Source organism: Chryseobacterium flavum, from assembly GCF_003385595.1.
GTDB lineage: Bacteria > Bacteroidota > Bacteroidia > Flavobacteriales > Weeksellaceae > Chryseobacterium > Chryseobacterium flavum.
The window spans coordinates 131,709-146,663 of record NZ_QNUE01000004.1; the positions used below are offsets into that span (position 1 = coordinate 131,709).

The window sequence follows — 14,955 nt, forward strand, 5'->3', positions numbered from 1 at the left end:
TACTTCATTTTTGCATTATGAATATGAAGAATGTTTTATTACCGGTATTCTATTTGCCACCGGTTTCATGGTTTTCAGTGTTTTTAGATGTTGAAAACGAAGTTATATTTGAACAATACGAAAATTTTCCAAAACAAACGTATAGGAACAGGGCCAATATTTACGGAGCTAACGGAAAGCTATCACTGATCATTCCTATCAGTCATAACGGGAAAAGGGAAATGAAAGATATTGAAATTTCCTACAGGGAAGATTGGAGAAACCTTCACTGGAAATCCATTAAAACGGCTTATCAGAGCTCTCCTTATTTTGAATATTACGAAGATAAATTCAGTAAAATATTTGACCTTAAAGAAAAATTTTTATTAGATTTTAACCTGAAAGGGTTGGAAGTTATCCAACAGATATTAAAAACAGAAAAGGCACACTCTTTGAATGAAGAATATATCAAAAATCCTGAGAGTATTAATTTCAGAGAAAAGTTTTCGGCTAAGCTTCCTTCAGAATTCCAGATGGAAGAGTATTACCAGAGCTTTTCTGATAAGTTTGGATTTTTGGAAGATTTATCGGTTTTGGATCTTATCTGTAACAAAGGCCCGGAATCTCTTACTTATATAAAAAATATTAAACAATCATATTAATAGGAGGTCACCATTAACGTAATTCCCGACATTAAATGAAGATAGGGTGATTGCATGACCTTAGAAAAAATAAATATCAAGATATGAAAAAGGTATTATTAGCTGCTGTTTTTTTAGCAGGTTTTAGTTTCTCTTATGCGCAGGAATCTAAAGCTGCAGGCATAGATCCGAATGAAGACAAAGATCTGATGACATGGTATCATAAAGATTTTTCAACTTCAAAAGTATATGGTGTAAATACGGCAAATGCATACAAATATTTAGAATCTAAAGGTCTGAAACCCAAAACTGTTATAGTAGGTGTTTTAGATAGTGGTGTGCAGGTAGATCATCCGGGGTTGGTGAAAAACGTCTGGTCAAATCCTAATGAAGTTCCCGGGAACGGAAAGGATGATGACGGAAACGGATATATTGATGATATCCACGGATGGAACTTTATTGGTGGGAAAAATGGTGATGTAGATATTGATAATATGGAAGTGACAAGAGTTGTTGCCAAATATAAGCCTCTTTTTGAAGGGGATGATTCTACAAAGAATAAGGCAAACCAGGCGAAAATGCCGGAAGATTTTGCCATGTATATGAAAGCTAAAGAGCTTTTCAATAAAAAAAGCATTGATGCAAAACAAGGTCTTCAGACCTATACGATGATCAATGACCTGATTCCTAATATGATGAAATTATTAGGAGGAAAACCTGTGACAGCAGAAACCATTTCAGCAATCAAAGCTCCTACAGATCAGAAAGATGCTATTGCATTTCAGGTATTGGGACAGGTTTCCCAAAGTCCTGAATTTAAGGGAAAATCATCTGCAGACTTTGAAAAAGCAATCAAAGAGCAGATGAAAGAAGCCATTGATTATTATGCCCCGCAATCCAAGCAATATGATCTGAGCTATGATACCAGAAAAGAAATCGTAGGAGACAACTATGATGACTATTCTGAAAAAAATTATGGAAATAATCATTATGAAGGTCCCGATGCGGAACACGGAACACATGTCGCAGGAATTATTGCAGGACTTCCGCAGGGAAATGTGGTACAGTATGGGGTTGCTTCCAAAGTGGCAAAGATTATGTCTGTAAGAACAGTTCCTAATGGGGATGAAAGAGATAAGGATGTGGCTAATGCGATCAGATACGCAGTGGATAATGGTGCAAAAGTGCTGAATATGAGTTTTGGAAAGCCGGTTTCGCCGGGTAAAAGCGTGGTTTGGGATGCTTTCAAATATGCCGAAGATAAAGGGGTACTTTTAGTAAAGGCTGCCGGAAATGAAAATGAAGATGTAGCAGAACATCTGGCTTATCCTACCAATTTTAAAAATGTTGCTGATGAGAAACCATTTGTAAGCAATGTTCTGGTAGTAGGAGCAAGTACAAATAAGAACAATGAACTGAGAGCAAGTTTCTCTAACTACAATAAAAAAATGGTGAATGTTTTTGCTCCGGGAGAAGAAATTTACTCAACCGTTCCTAAGAATGAATATAAATACCTTCAGGGTACTTCAATGGCTTCACCGGTTGTAGCAGGAGCTGCTGCTGTTTTGCTAGCTTATATGCCGGATCTTAAACCAGCGCAGATCATCGAATCCCTGGTGAAAACAAGTAATCCGAATACAGAAAACGGATTTGCTGACTATTCTCAGGCAGGAGGAGTTATAGATGTGAAAAAGGCAGCAGAATACGCTTACACCAATTTCTATAACGGTAAAACTACGAAACCTGCCAGGTCTTCGAAATCCGTAAAAAAGACTGTTAAAAAATAGTTTATCTGCCTGTATTTAAGGCTAAACCATAAAAGGTCCGAAATTTTCGGACTTTTTTTATTTTTTATTTTCAATTTTGGCACGGTTTTTTGTAACTTTATTGTAACAAAATAATAAACAACAAAATGAAAAAGTTACTACTTGCAGGGATGTTAGGAACATCACTTTTTGCAGTGTCTTGTTCCTCAGTGAATAAAGCAGCTACATCTCAGAATCAGAGAGCCGATTTTCTTAAATTAAAAGGAGACTGGCAGATTGTTAGCGTGGATTATGATAAAGGATATAAAATTAAACCTTTTGATGAGGGAGCAGATGCTCAGTGTTTTGTAGGAAGCCACTGGAGATTGATTCCTAATAACTGGACCGGCGCCTATACACTGAATGGAGGAGGAGACTGTCCGGCTATTACACAACCGATCAAGTTTGAAGTAAAAGATGGCAGTACGTTCATGTTTAAGAAAATTGCAGCAGGTACGAAAGCAAAACAAAATACAGCAGGTTATACTCTTACATTAGTTAGCCAGACTACAGACCAGTTTTCACTCGAACAGGATGTTCCGTTTGAAGGAGGAAATGTAAAAGTTGTTTACAACTTCCAGAGAACCGGAATGAAATAATTATCAACATAAAAGATCAAAAAAATGAAATTTAATAAAACATACGTAGGAGCCCTTTTCTTATCATCAGCATTATTGTTAACAAGCTGTGAAGCGGTTCAGAATTCAAATCACCAGCAGAGAGGTACAGCTGTAGGTGCAGCATCAGGAGCTGTATTAGGAGGTATCCTTGGAAATAATGTAGGTAAAGGTGGAAACGGAGCGATTGGTGCTGTATTAGGAGGTATTATCGGTGGTGTTGCAGGTAATGTTATCGGTAGTAAAATGGATAAGCAGGCTAAAGAAATTAAAGAAACTTTACCGGGAGCTCAGGTGGAAAGAGTAGGAGATGGTATTAAAGTAACGATGAATGAAAGTATTGTTAATTTTGCTTTCGACTCTTCAAATCTTACTTCTGTAGCACAAACCAATTTAGATAAACTGGCTGATGTATTGACCAATAACCCTGATACGAATATCAACATTTACGGGCATACAGACAGTAAAGGTGCAGATGATTACAACATGAGACTTTCTCAAAGAAGAGCAGATGCGGTAAAAGCTTACTTATCCGGAAAAGGAATTGCTTCAAACAGAATGTTTACAAAAGGTGAAGGTGAAGCTATGCCTGTTGCAAGCAATGATACTGAAGAAGGAAGAGCTAAAAACAGAAGAGTGGAATTTGCCATTACTGCAAATGAAAAGATGATTAATGATGCCAAACAAGGGCAATAATTAATTTAACATATAAATATTTTCGTAAAAGACCGCCCCGGCGGTTTTTTTTGTATTTTTATGCTGTAAAGTTTGAATTTGTTATTTTTGTATTTGAAAACAACATAAATGAAGAAATATCTAAAGCTGCTCCGTGTAGAGCAATGGGTGAAAAACCTTTTTGTCTTTGTCCCTCTATTTTTCTCAGGCAATATTACCAATCTGGATCTTCTGGCTAAAAGTATTTTTGCTTTTATTATTTTCTCACTGGCTGCCAGTGTTGTTTATATTCTGAATGACTATAATGATATTGAAGCAGACCGGAAGCATCCTGAAAAAAGGAGACGGCCCCTGGCAAGTGGTGCCATTTCAAAATCAAAAGCAATAGGTATTCTTACAGGGCTTATCATCATTAATGTCGCTCTAGTCTTTTTCGCTCAGTTTTATTTCCGGCAGCCTTTGTGGAAGTTTGGTACCATTATAGGTTTTTATGTGGTGATGAACCTGGCTTATACGTTCAGGCTGAAACATGTTCCCATTATTGATATTTTTATTATTGCCATTGGATTTGTCTTAAGGGTCCTTGCAGGTGGATATATTACAGGAATCTCTATTTCACAATGGGCCATATTGCTGACTTTTGTGCTGGCACTGGTTCTGGCGATCGGAAAGAGAAGAGGAGAGCTGATCAATGCCCAGGTTTCTGGTAAAACAAGGAGGGCCCTGGATGGATATAATGTACAGTTTGCTGATATAGCCTTATCTATTTCCATTACACTTGCCATCGTGTGTTATCTGATGTTTACCCTTTCTCCTGAGGTACAGGCCAGATTTCATGAAAGAGTTTTTTATACGGTAGTTTTTGTTGTATTTGCCTTGCTGAGATATCTGCAGCAGACCCTGGTTTACAACAGAACCGAATCTCCTACAAAGATTGTATACAGAGACCGTTATATACAGGTAACCTTATTGTTATGGGTAGCCACATTTTTAATTCAAATTTACTTTAAGAAATGAAGCCGAATTTCATACAGAAAGTTACAAACTGGGGAAATTTCCCGGTAGTGGAAAAAGAAATGAGATCTGAGGACAGCTTCAAAAAGATAAAGGAGTTTGTACTCAGCCATAATGAGGTAATTGCAAGAGGTAACGGAAGATGCTATGGAGATGCTTCATTGGGTGAAACGATCTTTTCAACAAAAAAATTAAATAAATTCATTGGCTTTGACCGTTTGAACGGCATTATTGAATGTGAATCCGGCGTATTGCTTTCAGAGGTGCTGGAAATAGCAGTTCCACAAGGATATTTTCTTTACGTTACACCAGGTACAAAATTTGTTTCGGTGGGTGGGGCTATAGCATCAGATGTTCACGGAAAAAATCACCACGCAGAAGGCTGTTTTTCAGAATATGTTATAGAGTTTAAACTCATGACGGAGAACGGTGAGATTATCACCTGTTCCAGAGACGAAAACTCTGAAAAGTTCTGGGCTACCATTGGAGGAATGGGGCTTACGGGGATCATTCTTACAGCAAAATTTAAGCTTAAAAATATTGAATCAGCTTATATCCGTCAGGAAAGTATAAAAGCAGAGAATCTGGATGAGATTTTCAGATTGTTTGATGAAAGTGAAAACTGGACTTATACTGTTGCCTGGATAGACTGTCTTCAGAAAGGAAAGAATATTGGCAGAAGTATTCTGATGAGAGGGGAGCATGCCTTTCAGCATGAACTTCCTCAAAACCTGGCAAAAAATCCCTTAAGACTGAAAAAAAAGCTACAGCCTACTGTTCCTTTTTATTTTCCCGGATTTGTACTGAATGCACTTACTGTAAAAATATTCAATTGGCTGTATTATAAAAAACAGACCAAAAAGGAAGTGAAAAACTTTATTGATTATGAAACGTTTTTCTATCCGCTGGACGCTATTAATGAATGGAATAAGATCTATGGAAAATCCGGTTTCATACAATACCAGATGGTAATTCCAAAAGAGGCGGGAAAAGAAGGAATGAAGAAAATTCTGGAAACGATAGCCAAAAGCGGGAATGGTTCATTCCTGGCCGTATTAAAACTTTTTGGAAAGAATAATCCTGAAGCTTATAATTCATTTCCGGTTGAAGGCTATACACTTGCCCTGGATTTTAAAGTCAATCCGAAACTGAAAAAACTGGTTGATGAGCTGGATGGTATTGTTCAGGAGTTTGGAGGGAGAATTTATCTTACCAAAGATAGCATGAGCAGATCATCGCTGACCAACTACCTGAAAAATATCCGAAACTCTAAATTTGTGTCTTTACAGCACAAAAGAATTCTAAATAATAACTCATAATGATAGTTCTGGGAAGTACATCTGAAGTGGCACAGGCATTTGTGGAAAAAGCACTTCAGGAAGGAGAAAAGTTTGAAAAAATTTATCTTTTCACCTCAAATAAAGAGACTACTGAAAGGTTTGCAAGACATCTGGATGTAAAGTTTCTGCAGCAATCCGAAGTTATTGAGCTGGACCTGATGAAAGAAATTGATTATAATAGATTTGATAATGTCAATTCAAATGTATTATTTTGTGCCGTGGGATATTTAGGTGAAGGAACAGATGAAGGTCTCTATGATAATAGAAATACGGAACGTATTATTGATATCAATTATTCCAAACTTGTTCCGGTTATGAACTATTTTGCCCATAAATTTGAGAACAGAAGATCAGGTATTATAATCGGACTCTCATCGGTGGCCGGGGACAGAGGAAGACAAAGCAATTTCATTTACGGTAGTGCAAAAGCTGCTTTTACAACCTATTTGAGTGGTTTACGAAATTACCTTTTTGATAAAAAAGTACATGTTCTCACCATAAAGCCGGGTTTTATGGCAACTAAAATGACAGAAGGCCTGCCATTGAATCCTAAGCTTACGGCGACTCCCAAACAGGCAGCCGCCAGTATTTATAAAGCATTCAAAAACCGGAAGAATGTGGCATATGTTTTGCCGATATGGAGTATTATTATGATGATTATCAGAAATATACCTGAATTTATATTCAAAAAATTAAAGCTTTAAAAATGAAAAAATTGTATTGTTTTGATTTTGACGGAACCCTGACGTATAAAGATACAATGTTTATGTATCTTAAATTCTATGATTCTACAAAATACCGGATGCAATTTTTAAAACACATTCCTCTTTTTATTTTACTAAAACTGAAACTTGCTGAAACAGAGAAGGTTAAGAAAAGTTTTATCGGATCTATTCTGAAAGGACAGACTCAGGAAAAGATAGAAATGAAATCCAGACAGTTCTTTGAACATCATTATCCCGGTATTGTCAGAGAGAATGCATTGGACTTTATTAAAAATATTGATCGTAATAATACACAGAGTTTATTGGTAACCGCTTCACTGGATATTTGGGTAAAACCTTTTGCTGAAGAATTGAAAATGCAACTTGTTTCTACCAGGGCGGAATTCAAGAATGGTGTATTTACAGGGAATTTTATTGGTAAAAACTGTAACGGTAAGGAAAAACTGATCAGGATAAAGGAAGAAATAAACAATTCCAGATATGATAAAATTATTGCATTTGGGGATACTTCAGGAGATCGGCCAATGTTGAAATGGGCAAATGAGGGACATTACCAATTTTTTCACTAATTTTGGGTGATAAAAGTGTAAAAAATGAAAAGGCTGTTAATCGTATTTGCTGCAACCTTAATGAGCTGTACAAGTACACCATCCCAGAAATTATCAGGTATGCAGAAAAACGCAGAGCTTCTTGCTTCCGAATCACAGGGAGGCACTGATGAGGTCAGCTTCAGAATTATTAAAGACGAAAAAGATTTCCGCAATAGTATCAGAGGGAGTTTTGGTCTTATAGAAATTGGTACTGAATCTCTCGTTAAGTATCCCGCATTTCCCAAAGACAAAAAGGTTGTGTTATACAATCAGGGAAGCTTCAGATCCGGGAGCCACAGAATTACAGAAATTAAAAGTGTTTCTGTAAAAAATCAGGTCCTGTATGTTGAAGTTCCTGCAGAAGAACCTTCCGGTGGAATGGAAATTCAGGTGATTTCGAATCCCTGGTTTATATTTACAGTCCCTTCAGATTACCAGTTTAACTCCGTAGAATTAAAATATTCAAAATAATAATGGATAAAATATATTTAGATAATGCAGCAACCACACCTCTTGCAGAAGAAGTCATAGATGCAATGGTTGGCACGATGAAGATGAATTTCGGGAATCCGTCTTCAACCCATAGTTTTGGCCAGGAAGCAAAAATCCTTATTGAAAATGTAAGAAGACAGGTTGCAGACTATCTTCATGTAACTCCTGCTGAAATTATTTTCACTTCATGTGGAACAGAATCCAATAATATGATCATTAAATCCAGTGTTGAACATCTTGGAGTAGAAAGGATCATCAGTTCGCCGTTGGAACATAAATGTGTTTCTGAAAGTATCCTGGATATGAAGAACAGAAAGGGAGTAGAGGTAAACTACATCCGTCCGAATGAAAAGGGAGATATCGACCTGAATAAATTAGAAGAATTATTAAAAGCTTCAGATAAAAAAACTTTGGTGAGCTTGATGCATGCCAACAACGAGATCGGTAATATCATTGATCTTAAAAAGGTAGCAGAACTGTGCAAAGAGCATAACGCCCTTTTCCATTCAGATACCGTTCAGACTATGGCCCATATGGATCTTGATCTGTCGGAAATTCCGGTAGATTTTGCCTCGTGCAGTGCTCACAAATTTCATGGTCCCAAAGGCTCAGGTTTCGCATTTATCAGAAAAGCTACGGGTTTAAAAGGAATTATTACAGGCGGACCTCAGGAAAGAAGCCTTAGAGCAGGAACAGAAAATGTTTGCGGTATTGTGGGGCTGGGAAAAGCACTGGAGCTTTCACTGAATCATATGGATGAATATACCCGCCATATGCAGGACATAAAAGATTATGCTATTGAAAGGCTATCTTCGGAGATCGAGGGAATTAAATTCAACGGAAGAAGTGCTGAAAAAGAAAACAGTCTTTATACAGTATTAAGCGCTTTATTACCCTATAAAAACCCGCTGATCGGGCTTCAGCTGGACATGAAGGGAATTGCTGTCTCACAGGGTAGTGCATGTTCCTCCGGAGCATCCAAGCCTTCAATGGTTATGATGATGGTGCTTTCTGAAGATGAAATGGATCACTGTACCCCTTTACGGATCTCTTTCAGCCATATGACCACAAAGGCAGATATTGATGCGCTCGTGGATGCCTTAAAAGAAATTTCAAAAGACTATGCTATAGAAAAAACTAATGTTGAGCATAGATAGTCTTATGATGTAAAAGTCGTAATTTTGAATATTCAATAAAGGATTGAAATAAGAATATAATATTAATTAAAATAAAAGAAACAAAAATGGCTTTAGAAATTACGGACAGCTCATTTCAGGATACGGTTTTAAAATCGGATAAACCGGTACTAGTAGACTTCTGGGCAGTATGGTGCGGACCTTGCAGAACTTTAGGTCCTATTATCGAAGAAGTAGCATCAGATTTTGAAGGAAAAGCAGTAGTGGGGAAAGTAGACGTAGACAACAATCAGGAAATTTCAATGCAGTATGGTATCAGAAATATTCCTACAGTTCTTATTTTTAAGAATGGAGAAGTTGTAGACAAATTAGTAGGGGTAGCTCCGAAAGAGGTTATCGCTGAAAAGCTAAGTGCTCACTTATAAAAAAATAAGTTTGATAATGAATACCTTCCATTATTGGGAGGTATTTTTTTTGAAAATAATTTGCAGGTAATAAAAAAAGGTGTAATTTTGCAACCACGAAAAAGAAACGAAGTTCTTTAACAAAACAAAAATGATCCGGTAGTTCAGCTGGTTAGAATGCCGCCCTGTCACGGCGGAGGTCGCGGGTTCGAGTCCCGTCCGGATCGCAAAAGTTTATCAATTTACTTTTAAAACAAAATGATCCGGTAGTTCAGCTGGTTAGAATGCCGCCCTGTCACGGCGGAGGTCGCGGGTTCGAGTCCCGTCCGGATCGCAGAAGTTTTATCAATTTCTTTTTAAAAAATTGATCCGGTAGTTCAGCTGGTTAGAATGCCGCCCTGTCACGGCGGAGGTCGCGGGTTCGAGTCCCGTCCGGATCGCAGAAGTTTTATCAATTTCTTTAAAAAATTGATCCGGTAGTTCAGCTGGTTAGAATGCCGCCCTGTCACGGCGGAGGTCGCGGGTTCGAGTCCCGTCCGGATCGCAACTCAATAAAAAAGAAAACCTGTAAAGCATCTTTACAGGTTTTCTTTTTTGCTAAATAGCCTATTATTTTACCGGTTCAATTTTAAAGCCGGCTTTTTGTACCGTTGCTATAACGTCCTCTTCGGTAATCCCATCCGATTTTACAGTAAGCACTTTATCTTTGTCCGTGATATCTACCTCCCAGTGGCATACACCTTCCGCCTTATCCAGAAAAGGTTTTACAGAAGCAAGGCATCCGCCGCAATTGATGTTTGTTTTGAATTGAAATTCTTTATTTTCCATTGTTTATAAAATTTAATTGATGGTTGTAATTTAATTGGTGATTTTTTAATTATTCTTTTCTTCATAAAAAGTAGGATATCCTGCATTTTCTATGGCATCAATCACTTTGCTTTTTATGGGATCAGAGGCTATAAAAACGGTTATTTTACCAGGTTCCTGAGTTTGAATTTGAGCACCCTCAATTTCTTCTACTGTTTTTTTTTACTCTTGTCTGGCAATGCTGGCTCTGCATTCCAGGTATTTTGATTGTAATAACTTTCATGTCGGTCTTTTTTTAATACAAATTTGATTATTCTTTCAGAGGGAATTATTGTGTTATTCCTTGATTGATTTATAATATTTACTGTTTACTTTTTCCATTTCAGGCGGAGGCTGTTGCTTACTACACTTACACTGCTCAAAGCCATTGCCGCACCTGCAAGCATCGGATTTAACAAGAAGCCGTTGACAGGGTAAAGAATCCCGGCGGCTACAGGAATGCCGATAATATTGTAAATAAAGGCCCAGAACAGATTTTGTTTGATGGTAGTAACAGTCTGTCTGGAAAGACGGATAGCTTGCGGTATTTTGGTAAGATCTGATGAAATGATGGTCATTTTGGCTACATCCATTGCAATATCACTTCCTTTGCCCATTGCAATACTTACATCTGCGGTAGCCAGAGCTGTACTGTCATTGATTCCATCTCCTACCATAGCGACGATTCTGCCCTGTTTCTGAAGTTCCTTTATAAAATCAGCTTTATGCTGAGGTAAAACTTCTGCCTTGTAATGTTTAATACCGGTCTGTTCTGCAATAGCCCTGGCCGTAGCTTCATTATCTCCGGTAAGCATATAAAGGTCAATTCCCATTTCCTGCATTTGCTTTATAGCTTTCACTGATGTTTCTTTGATCTTGTCAGAAATGGCAATAACAGAAATTGCCTGCTTGCTGTCTGCAAACCAAATCACTGTTTTTGATTCCTTACCCCATTGTGTGGCTTGTTCCTGTAACTGATCTGGAATGATAATATGATTTTCATCCAGGAGTTTTTTATTTCCCACATAATAGGTTTCATGGTTATAAACAGCCATTGCTCCCTTGCCTGTAATGCTGTTGAACATGGATAAAGTGACCTTGGATACTGCATTTTCCAGATGTTTTACTACAGCTTCAGCAAGAGGATGTTCCGATTGTTTTTCAATACTCAGCAAAACAGCCTTGTCCTTATCATTATTATTCATCCACTGAATGCCTGTCACTTCAGGTTTACCTTCTGTAATTGTTCCTGTTTTATCCAATACAATTGCATTTACTTTTTTTGCGGTTTCAAGACTTTCTGCATCTTTAATCAGAATTCCGTTTTCTGCACCTTTACCTACCCCTACCATAATGGCTGTAGGAGTAGCCAATCCCAATGCACACGGACATGCGATTACCAAAACTGTAACAGCTGCCAGCAATCCCTGTACGATACCGTTTTCACCTCCAAGGAAAAACCATAACACAAAGGTCAGAACAGCAACTCCGATTACAACAGGAACAAAAATACCAGCAATTTTATCTACCAGTTTCTGAACCGGGGCCTTGCTTCCCTGTGCATCCTGTACCATCTTGATAATTTGGGCAAGCATGGTTTCTTTACCTACTTTTACCGCCCTGAACCGAAAGCTGCCTTTTTGATTGATGGTTCCTGCAAATACTTTTTCGTTTTCTTTTTTCAGTACCGGAACCGGTTCGCCGCTCAGCATACTTTCATCTACATATGAGCTGCCTGAAGTTACCATCCCGTCCACCGCAATTTTTTCGCCCGGTTTTACAAGAATAATATCCCCGGCATTTACATCTTCAATAGCAATTTGTTTTTCTGTGCCGTCTGCTTTTATTATAATAACGGTTTTGGGCTGCAGACCCATCAGCTTTTTGATCGCAGTTGAAGTATTTCCTTTTGCTTTTTCTTCCAGTAATTTTCCCAGAAGAATAAATGCGATGACAACTGAGGCAGCCTCAAAGTACACATGGGCATGCAGGCCTCTCTGGTGCCAGAAATCTGCAAAAAACATATTGAAAACGCTGAATATATAGGCAATTCCTGTGCTTAATGCTACCAGAGTATCCATATTTGCAGATCGGTGTTTCGCCTGTTTCCATGCATTTATAAAGAAATCTTTGCCAAGCCAGATAACAACCGGTGTAGAAAACAGAAACATAATTTCGTTGGCATAAGGAATATTCATAAAGAACATTCCAATCGCTACAACGGGAAGAGACAAAAAAATTGCCCAAATGGTTTTACTCTTTAACTTTTGAAATTTTTGAATATGAATGGCTTCCAGGGTTTCCTGCTGTTTAGCCCCGTCTTCTATAAGCAGATCATAACCTACAGACTGTACTGCTTTTTGTAATTTTACCGCATCCGTCATATTGGGTAAATATTCTACGGTAAGATTGCCTGTTGCAAAATTTACAGCAGCTTCCACAACTCCTTCCTGATATTTTACAATACTTTCGGCACTGCCGGCACAGGAAGCACAGGTCATTCCCAACACCGGAAAAGTACTTTTAACGGTGGATACGCCATATCCGAGATCTTTGATGGCTTTAACTGCATCTGCAACCACTTCGTTGTTGTCTGCACTAATTGCTGCTCTCCGGTTATTGAGCTCTACTTTATGTTCTTTAATTCCTCTGACTTCTGCCAGCCCTTTTTCAACAATTAATGCGCAGTGTTCGCTTTCAACATCTTCCAAAGGAAGATAGATTATATTTGTTGCCATATTTGTATGAATTATTTCATTACAAAATTGGCTATATTATCAAGGTCTGCTATTGTGGAATTTTGGAATTGATTTGTAAGATTTAAACTTTATCCAGCGGCTTTCTTTTGTCAGCCCTTATTTGTTTGAAATGGCTGGGGGTTAACCCGGTGACTTTTTTAAACTGGTTACTGAGGTAAGCAACACTGGAATAGTTCAGGCGAAAAGCAATTTCACTTAATGAAAGCTCATCATATACCAATAGTTCTTTTACCTTTTCTATTTTCTGAGCGATAAAATATTTCTCAATAGTGGTGCTTTCTACCTCTGAAAACAGATTGGACAGGTAATTATAATCATGATGGAGCTCACTGCTCAATACTTCAGAAAGGTTGGTTTTGATATGGTTGTCCTGATGGTGAACAAGATCTATAATGATATTCTTTATTTTTTCGATGATCCTGCTTTTCTTGTTATCAATGACCTGGAAGCCCAGTGGAACCAATGTATCTTCCAGCTGTTTTTTTTCCTTTTGGGTAAGTTCTTTTTCAAAGATAATTTCTCCCAACTTGATACTTTTGGCCTCCAGCCCCAATTTATTCAATTCATTCTGGATGACCATAATACAGCGGTTACAAACCATATTTTTAATGAAAATTGTATTCATATTCATTCTATTGGCGTTCCCAAATTTACAATTAAAATCGAAAGGTTCATCAATAGGCGTTTATATAAAATAAAAAACCGATTCTATTTACAGAATCGGTTATCTATTACTTACATGAATTGTTCAAAGGATTATTTACATAATCTTTTTGCTGTGGGGGTTGTACGAAATAGGGCGTATTATAGGTGTTTCCCGGGCGGAAAAAATCCGTGGAAATAATCTGGGCTCCACTGCTGAATGCAGCTTTGGAACGTGTGAAATCATTAGTTTTTGCTTCGTAAGTTTCAATATCTGACCGTGTTCTTACCATAAACCCTTGTTTTACCAGATCCCGGATTTCTTTTTGTCTTATTATTGCATTATCACGTAATATAAATGCTGCAAAAGAATCATCCGGCTCACTGTTGAGAAACATCACCCTTTCCTTAAGAGAACCTTTAATCAGGTAAGGATTGTTTTTGGAAGATAATGTTCCGGCACTTCCCGGCAGTAGCATAAATATGAATTTTCCTTTACTTTCTTTAAGCTTTGGCCAGTTATTATGCATAACCGCTTCTTTCAGGGTGTTATAGTTCCCCTGAACATCTTTGGGCATAATGATCTTGTCTTTCCCCAGATAGTTTAAAATTTCTTCGTCCAGGGCATCGTAAGCCGCTTTATCAAAAGGTAAAACTTTCGTACTGTTTTCAAAAACAGGGAATCCTGAGTCTTTGGCTTCAATCATCATAAAAATGGGGCTGTGATCAGGATGCAGGTCAGACCATTTTCGGAGATGGGTAAGAGCGTCTTTTAAAGTGGGGTAATGTGATCTGAAGTCAATATCAGCCATATGCAGCACTTTGAAGCCCGGTTGTTCCAGCCCTTCCGTTTTAAAGGGAGCCAGGTCAGTAATTCCTTTTGCTTTTAATATCTGATAGGTAGCAGGATTGCTGAAACGGTTGCCCTCCGGATCGTAATAAACATCTATTTCCAATCCCCTGAGATTACTATTAAGCTGTTCATTAAAATCAGGATGGTTATAATTCAGTCCTTCTTTCAGATCCATACCATAGGGATGATATTCTTTGAATTTGGCTTTTTGTTCTTCAGACATACTGCTGCTGTACTTCTGCATCATCCCGTTAAGAATCGGAGTTACTAAGTCCAGTACCCGGGGGTCTGCCGGCTGGGCATATGAGTTATGAGTTCCCACTACCTGTACCTGATTGATTCTGATATTCTGGCATTTATCTTGTGCCTGTAATAATGCTGCTGCACAAAATGCAGCGCTATATATATTTTTTTTCATACGAATAAAAATTATTGTT

At 37.8% G+C, this 14,955-nt stretch carries 15 protein-coding genes and 4 tRNA genes; 15 read left to right on the top strand and 4 right to left on the bottom strand.

The genetic code is table 11. The features are described 5' to 3' along the window. Positions 1-17: 17 nt before the first annotated feature. The 15 genes from DRF59_RS06175 (at position 18) to DRF59_RS06245 (ending at position 9,962) form a co-directional block, all read left to right on the top strand. Positions 18-641: a WbqC family protein gene (locus tag DRF59_RS06175; RefSeq protein ID WP_407643383.1), complete on the top strand. Its 624-nt coding sequence runs from the start codon at positions 18-20 to the stop codon at positions 639-641. An 83-nt stretch (positions 642-724) separates the two neighbouring features. After that, positions 725-2,407 (top strand): S8 family serine peptidase, encoded by a 1,683-nt coding sequence (locus DRF59_RS06180; protein WP_115957848.1) that lies wholly within the window; start codon positions 725-727, stop codon positions 2,405-2,407. 125 nt (positions 2,408-2,532) lie between these two features. Beyond that, positions 2,533-3,024, top strand: a complete 492-nt coding sequence (locus DRF59_RS06185) for a lipocalin family protein (RefSeq protein WP_115957850.1) — start codon at positions 2,533-2,535, stop codon at positions 3,022-3,024. A gap of 24 nt (positions 3,025-3,048) precedes the next feature. Continuing rightward, positions 3,049-3,738 carry an OmpA family protein gene (locus tag DRF59_RS06190; protein WP_115957852.1) on the top strand — a complete coding sequence of 230 codons (690 nt, stop codon included), beginning with the start codon at positions 3,049-3,051 and terminating at the stop codon, positions 3,736-3,738. A 108-nt stretch (positions 3,739-3,846) separates the two neighbouring features. Beyond that, positions 3,847-4,734 carry a decaprenyl-phosphate phosphoribosyltransferase gene (locus tag DRF59_RS06195; RefSeq protein ID WP_115957854.1) on the top strand — a complete coding sequence of 296 codons (888 nt, stop codon included), beginning with the start codon at positions 3,847-3,849 and terminating at the stop codon, positions 4,732-4,734. Then, positions 4,731-6,050: an FAD-binding oxidoreductase gene (locus DRF59_RS06200; protein ID WP_115957856.1), complete on the top strand. Its 1,320-nt coding sequence runs from the start codon at positions 4,731-4,733 to the stop codon at positions 6,048-6,050. Before DRF59_RS06195 ends, DRF59_RS06200 begins: the two co-directional genes overlap by 4 nt. Beyond that, positions 6,050-6,775: an SDR family NAD(P)-dependent oxidoreductase gene (locus DRF59_RS06205; RefSeq protein WP_115957858.1), complete on the top strand. Its 726-nt coding sequence runs from the start codon at positions 6,050-6,052 to the stop codon at positions 6,773-6,775. Before DRF59_RS06200 ends, DRF59_RS06205 begins: the two co-directional genes overlap by 1 nt. Before the next feature lie 2 nt (positions 6,776-6,777). Beyond that, positions 6,778-7,365, top strand: a complete 588-nt coding sequence (locus DRF59_RS06210; protein WP_115957860.1) for an HAD family hydrolase — start codon at positions 6,778-6,780, stop codon at positions 7,363-7,365. Between the two features lie 24 nt (positions 7,366-7,389). Next, positions 7,390-7,857 (top strand): hypothetical protein, encoded by a 468-nt coding sequence (locus DRF59_RS06215; protein WP_115957862.1) that lies wholly within the window; start codon positions 7,390-7,392, stop codon positions 7,855-7,857. 2 nt (positions 7,858-7,859) lie between these two features. Further along, the gene (locus tag DRF59_RS06220; protein WP_115957864.1) at positions 7,860-9,035 is read left to right on the top strand and encodes a cysteine desulfurase family protein; all 1,176 of its coding nucleotides are present in this window, start codon (positions 7,860-7,862) and stop codon (positions 9,033-9,035) included. 86 nt (positions 9,036-9,121) lie between these two features. Then, the gene (trxA, locus tag DRF59_RS06225; RefSeq protein ID WP_027374941.1) at positions 9,122-9,439 is read left to right on the top strand and encodes a thioredoxin; all 318 of its coding nucleotides are present in this window, start codon (positions 9,122-9,124) and stop codon (positions 9,437-9,439) included. 132 nt (positions 9,440-9,571) lie between these two features. Further along, positions 9,572-9,645: transfer RNA gene (locus tag DRF59_RS06230), tRNA-Asp, on the top strand. A gap of 33 nt (positions 9,646-9,678) precedes the next feature. Further along, positions 9,679-9,752: transfer RNA gene (locus tag DRF59_RS06235), tRNA-Asp, on the top strand. Positions 9,753-9,784: 32 nt separating this feature from the next. Continuing rightward, positions 9,785-9,858, top strand: a tRNA-Asp gene (locus DRF59_RS06240). Between the two features lie 30 nt (positions 9,859-9,888). Then, positions 9,889-9,962: transfer RNA gene (locus DRF59_RS06245), tRNA-Asp, on the top strand. A 65-nt stretch (positions 9,963-10,027) separates the two neighbouring features. Here the strand turns inward: DRF59_RS06245 and DRF59_RS06250 are convergent. The 4 genes from DRF59_RS06250 to DRF59_RS06265 form a co-directional block, all read right to left on the bottom strand. After that, the gene (locus DRF59_RS06250) at positions 10,028-10,246 is read right to left on the bottom strand and encodes a heavy-metal-associated domain-containing protein (RefSeq protein ID WP_115957866.1); all 219 of its coding nucleotides are present in this window, start codon (positions 10,244-10,246) and stop codon (positions 10,028-10,030) included. A 347-nt stretch (positions 10,247-10,593) separates the two neighbouring features. Next, positions 10,594-13,002 carry a heavy metal translocating P-type ATPase gene (locus tag DRF59_RS06255; RefSeq protein WP_115957868.1) on the bottom strand — a complete coding sequence of 803 codons (2,409 nt, stop codon included), beginning with the start codon at positions 13,000-13,002 and terminating at the stop codon, positions 10,594-10,596. Between the two features lie 82 nt (positions 13,003-13,084). Beyond that, the gene (locus DRF59_RS06260; RefSeq protein WP_115958181.1) at positions 13,085-13,648 is read right to left on the bottom strand and encodes a helix-turn-helix domain-containing protein; all 564 of its coding nucleotides are present in this window, start codon (positions 13,646-13,648) and stop codon (positions 13,085-13,087) included. Between the two features lie 106 nt (positions 13,649-13,754). Continuing rightward, on the bottom strand, positions 13,755-14,936 hold the full coding sequence (locus tag DRF59_RS06265; RefSeq protein ID WP_115957870.1) for a phosphatidylinositol-specific phospholipase C domain-containing protein: 1,182 nt from the start codon (positions 14,934-14,936) through the stop codon (positions 13,755-13,757). Positions 14,937-14,955 lie beyond the last annotated feature (19 nt).

What these genes read in the sequence shown, in the direction of transcription:
- DRF59_RS06185 (WP_115957850.1), top strand. Translation starts at nt 2,533, where the DNA reads ATGAAAAAGTTACTACTTGCAGGGATGTTAGGAACATCACTTTTTGCA.
- DRF59_RS06175 (WP_407643383.1), top strand. Translation starts at nt 18, where the DNA reads ATGAATATGAAGAATGTTTTATTACCGGTATTCTATTTGCCACCGGTT.
- DRF59_RS06215 (WP_115957862.1), top strand. Translation starts at nt 7,390, where the DNA reads ATGAAAAGGCTGTTAATCGTATTTGCTGCAACCTTAATGAGCTGTACA.
- DRF59_RS06265 (WP_115957870.1), bottom strand. Translation starts at nt 14,936, where the DNA reads ATGAAAAAAAATATATATAGCGCTGCATTTTGTGCAGCAGCATTATTA.
- DRF59_RS06220 (WP_115957864.1), top strand. Translation starts at nt 7,860, where the DNA reads ATGGATAAAATATATTTAGATAATGCAGCAACCACACCTCTTGCAGAA.
- DRF59_RS06205 (WP_115957858.1), top strand. Translation starts at nt 6,050, where the DNA reads ATGATAGTTCTGGGAAGTACATCTGAAGTGGCACAGGCATTTGTGGAA.
- DRF59_RS06250 (WP_115957866.1), bottom strand. Translation starts at nt 10,246, where the DNA reads ATGGAAAATAAAGAATTTCAATTCAAAACAAACATCAATTGCGGCGGA.
- trxA (WP_027374941.1), top strand. Translation starts at nt 9,122, where the DNA reads ATGGCTTTAGAAATTACGGACAGCTCATTTCAGGATACGGTTTTAAAA.
- DRF59_RS06180 (WP_115957848.1), top strand. Translation starts at nt 725, where the DNA reads ATGAAAAAGGTATTATTAGCTGCTGTTTTTTTAGCAGGTTTTAGTTTC.
- DRF59_RS06260 (WP_115958181.1), bottom strand. Translation starts at nt 13,648, where the DNA reads ATGAATACAATTTTCATTAAAAATATGGTTTGTAACCGCTGTATTATG.
- DRF59_RS06200 (WP_115957856.1), top strand. Translation starts at nt 4,731, where the DNA reads ATGAAGCCGAATTTCATACAGAAAGTTACAAACTGGGGAAATTTCCCG.
- DRF59_RS06195 (WP_115957854.1), top strand. Translation starts at nt 3,847, where the DNA reads ATGAAGAAATATCTAAAGCTGCTCCGTGTAGAGCAATGGGTGAAAAAC.
- DRF59_RS06210 (WP_115957860.1), top strand. Translation starts at nt 6,778, where the DNA reads ATGAAAAAATTGTATTGTTTTGATTTTGACGGAACCCTGACGTATAAA.
- DRF59_RS06255 (WP_115957868.1), bottom strand. Translation starts at nt 13,002, where the DNA reads ATGGCAACAAATATAATCTATCTTCCTTTGGAAGATGTTGAAAGCGAA.
- DRF59_RS06190 (WP_115957852.1), top strand. Translation starts at nt 3,049, where the DNA reads ATGAAATTTAATAAAACATACGTAGGAGCCCTTTTCTTATCATCAGCA.